This is a genomic window from Variovorax sp. P4_D9 (assembly GCF_056401695.1).
The window spans coordinates 1-3,718 of record NZ_JBFUIU010000845.1 but is presented as its reverse complement, the minus strand read 5'-3'; the positions used below and the strand labels follow the sequence as shown (position 1 = coordinate 3,718).

The following is a 3,718-nucleotide window of genomic DNA, read 5'->3' as shown; positions in this document are numbered from 1 at the left end:
CTTCGGGCCTGTGGTTGTAGACGTGCCGCTTCCCGTCTTCATCGCTGAGAGCGTAGGAAACTGCAATGCCATCCAGGTCGGCAAGAGGTTGCAGGAACGCAATGAACTGCGACGCGGTGATGCCTTCGGCCTTGATGGCGTTCCAGTGCTTGTAGAGGATTGCCATCGAGGTAGCTTGCGCGCATTGGGTGAGTTCTGCCGAAGGCGGGGCCGATGCGGTCTCCGCAGCCATGGATTCGGACGCCCCAGCGCTGCCGTCCTTTCGGAAAAAGTTGGCCACGGCCCTCGCGAAGGTTACGGCATCTGTTTGGATTCGGGGCCTCGCCGCGTGGTCCTCCAAGTGGAGCGACACTGTATCGATGTCCTCGTTGCGCATGTGCATCTCAACTCCCAATCCCATTGAACGAACTGGATGTGATCGTATGGTTGAGAGGTGCGACGCGTATGAATTCCGGGGCAGGTCTCGCTTGGAAACGTGCATTTGTTGCGGAACTCCGCCTTCAGGAACTGGCGACTTGAAGGGCAAGGGCGCAACCGACATGTGTGGCGCGCCGGCCCCGATCGAGCAGATCCGAAACCGTCCGAGGGGGCCACTGGACATACAGAACGCCCCACCAGCAAACCCCTCACCGGTACAGAAAAAGGCGCTATCGCAACGGTAGCGCCGTCTTCTTTTGGGGCGCCTGAAACGCGAGATGTCGAGCTGCGCCAACGGACGTCGACTCTCAGTTCCGCTCCGTATAGCCGAACGGTTCGAAGCCCTGGCGGTCGGCCGGGGTCGGCAATGATTCTCGCGGCGGCGAGGGACTGGGTGGTGGTGGCGCCTGCTTGGACGGTTTTGGCGAATCGGTCTTCATGGCAGTCTTGTTGACTTGCGCGGCCCTCAGTTGTTCCCGGCTGGCGGCTCAGCGTCTTGATGCCGATCGTCCGCAGCTTCAGCAATTCTTCTTCGCTGATCGCGGAAAGATCCGCGAGGCAATAGTTGTTAAGCGTCTCGAGCGCATCCCGGGAACTGAAGCGGAGTGCCAAATCCTCGACCGGCGGCAGCCGACTGGCCCGGGGCACGAGCTAACCCTCCTCGTACCACCGCCCCTTTCCCAGCATCACCCGATGGTGCCCGTACCCCGCGGGCATCATCGGAAAGCAGTTCTCCTCGGCCGCCACCTGCACGTCGAGAAAGAACGGCCCCTCGCTCGCGAGGCATTCGGCCAGCGCATCCTCGAGTTGATCCGGCGCCGACACGCGCCGCGCCCGCCAGCCGAAGGCCTTCGCGAGCGCCACGAAGTCGGGCAGCGCCTCGTTCCAGCTGTGGCTCAGCCGGTTGCCGTGGTTCAGTTCCTGCCACTGCCGCACCATGCCCATGTAGCCGTTGTTCGACAGCACCAGCTTGACCGGCGTGCGGTGCTGCGCCGCGGTCGACAGCTCCTGGATGTTCATCAGCACCGACGCATCGCCGCTCACGCACACCACCAGCGCCTCGGGGTGCGCGACCTGCGCGCCGATGGCCGCCGGCAGGCCGTAGCCCATGGTGCCGGCGCCGCCCGAGGTGAGCCAGCGGCCCGGCCGCTCGAAGCGCAGGTACTGCGCGGCCCACATCTGGTGCTGGCCGACATCGGTGGATACGATCGCGTCGCGGCCGGCCAGTTGGCCCTGCAGCGATGCCATCAGCTGCTGCGGCAGGATCGCGTCGCCGCGCGGTGCGAAGTCGAAGCAGCGCTGCGCCCGCCAGCGCGCGACCCGCTGCCACCAGGGCGCGAGCCGCCCGGGCGCCAGACCGTCCAGCGCGGGCTGCACCGACAAGGCGTCGAGCACCGCGCCGCAGTCGCCGGGCAGGGGCACGTCGACCTTCACCACCTTGTCGATGCTGCTCGGGTCGATGTCGACGTGGATCTTGCGCGCCTGCGGGCAGAACTCGTCGAGCTTGCCCGTGACGCGGTCGTCGAAACGCGCGCCGATGCAGACCACGAGGTCGGCCTCGTGCATCGCGAGGTTGGCCTCCAGCGCCCCGTGCATGCCGAGCATGCCGAGGAAGCGCGGGTCGGAGCCCGGGAAGGCGCCGAGGCCCATCAGCGTCAGGGTGCACGGCGCGTCAAGGCGGCGCACCAGGCGCGTGAAGGCCGCGCAGGCCAGCGGGCCCGCGTTCACGAGGCCGCCGCCGCCGTACAGCACGGGACGGCGCGCGGTGGAGATCAGGTCAGCCGCGTGCTGCAGCGCATCGGCCGCGGGCAAGACCGCCGCACGGGCCTTGCGCGCAGGCACGGCGGCCGCTGACGCCGCGGGACGCTGTAGCAGCGCAAGCTGCACATCCTTCGGCACGTCGACCAGCACCGGCCCCGGCCGCCCCGCGGCCGCGATCTCCAGCGCCCGATGGATCACGGCCGGGATCTCGTCGGCGCTGCGCGGCTGGTGGTTCCACTTGGTGACCGGCCGCGACATGCCCAGCGCATCGCTCTCCTGGAAGGCCTGGGTGCCGATCACCGAACTGGCGACCTGGCCGCTGATGCACAGCACCGGCACCGAATCGCTCATCGCGTCGAGCAGGCCGGTGATGGTGTTGCCGACGCCGGGCCCCGAGGTGACCAGCACCACGCCGACGCGGCCGGTGCTGCGCGCATAGCCCTCGGCCGCATGCACGGCCGCCTGCTCGTGCCGGACCAGGATGTGCCGCAAACACGGCTCGCCATGCAGCGCGTCGTAGAGCGGCAGCGCGGCGCCGCCGGGGTAGCCGAAGAGCGTGTCGACGCCGCAGGCGATCAGCGTATCGAGCAGCGCGACGGCGCCGTTGCGCGCGCGCGGTGCATCGAAGGGGGCCGGAGCCACGGGCGAAGGGGAAAGGGCCAGTGAGGATTGCATCCCACGATTCTTCCGGACTTGGCGCAAAATAGGCTTCACATTTTTGACGAATCCCGGTCCACCCATGAAAGTCAATCGCTCAAAAGACGAATCATCCGAAGAATCATCGGACAGAATCGATCTCGCCATCCTGCGGACGCTGCGCGAGGACTCGCGCAAGACCCTGCAGGAGATCGGCGCCGCGGTCGGCCTCTCGCCCACCAGTTGCTGGACCCGCATCAAGAAGCTCGAAGCGCAGGGCGTGATTAAGCGCTACACGGTCGACCTGGACCCGGCCAAGCTCGGCTACCACGACTTCGTGATCGTCCAGCTCACGCTCGAGAGCCACACCGACGAGACGCTCTACGAATTCGGCCGCGTGCTGGCGACCATTCCGGAGATCCAGGAGGCCTACCTGGTCTCGGGCGACTACGACTACTACATCCGCATCGCGGTGCGCGACACGCGCGACTACGAGCGCCTCTTGCGCGAGAAGCTCTACAAGATCCCCGGCATCCGCCACAGCAAGTCGAGCTTCGTGCTGCGCGTGCTGAAGGAAGCCAGCGTGCCTCTGGATCACTGATACCAATTTGCGTTCAATAGATTAGATATGATGTCAGCCCACGAACCTCAAGGAGTCGTGGATGAAGACATTACTCAGCAGTCGATAATTTAGGCTACAAAAGATCACCACGACAATCGAATTGATGATTCAATAGCGCATGAAACGAGATGGCCGCACGCTGGATCACAAAACGCTTGAAGAGATTCGCCTGATGGCGGTGGAGCGAGTTCGCGATGGAGAGAAGCCTTCTGCGGTGATTGCCGCCTACGGCTTCAGCCGCACGACGATCTACAAATGGCTGAAGGCCTCGTCGGGTCGAGG

The 3,718-nt window shown here is 65.5% G+C and carries 5 protein-coding genes; 2 read left to right on the top strand and 3 right to left on the bottom strand.

Annotation, left to right across the window (positions count from 1 at the left end):
* The 3 genes from AC1DY5_RS46635 to ilvB form a co-directional block, all read right to left on the bottom strand.
* Nucleotides 1-376, bottom strand: a 376-nt coding sequence (locus AC1DY5_RS46635) for a hypothetical protein (RefSeq protein WP_478121168.1), incomplete at its 3' end; no start/stop codon positions are given.
* A gap of 349 nt (nucleotides 377-725) precedes the next feature.
* Nucleotides 726-857: a hypothetical protein gene (locus AC1DY5_RS46630; protein ID WP_478121167.1), complete on the bottom strand. Its 132-nt coding sequence runs from the start codon at nucleotides 855-857 to the stop codon at nucleotides 726-728.
* A 211-nt stretch (nucleotides 858-1,068) separates the two neighbouring features.
* On the bottom strand, nucleotides 1,069-2,853 hold the full coding sequence (ilvB, locus tag AC1DY5_RS46625; protein ID WP_478121166.1) for a biosynthetic-type acetolactate synthase large subunit: 1,785 nt from the start codon (nucleotides 2,851-2,853) through the stop codon (nucleotides 1,069-1,071).
* 64 nt (nucleotides 2,854-2,917) lie between these two features.
* On the opposite strand from ilvB, the gene AC1DY5_RS46620 reads away from it, so the two are divergent.
* On the top strand, nucleotides 2,918-3,415 hold the full coding sequence (locus AC1DY5_RS46620; protein WP_478121165.1) for an Lrp/AsnC family transcriptional regulator: 498 nt from the start codon (nucleotides 2,918-2,920) through the stop codon (nucleotides 3,413-3,415).
* 139 nt (nucleotides 3,416-3,554) lie between these two features.
* On the top strand, nucleotides 3,555-3,718 hold a 164-nt coding region (locus AC1DY5_RS46615), incomplete at its 3' end, for a helix-turn-helix domain-containing protein (RefSeq protein ID WP_478121169.1).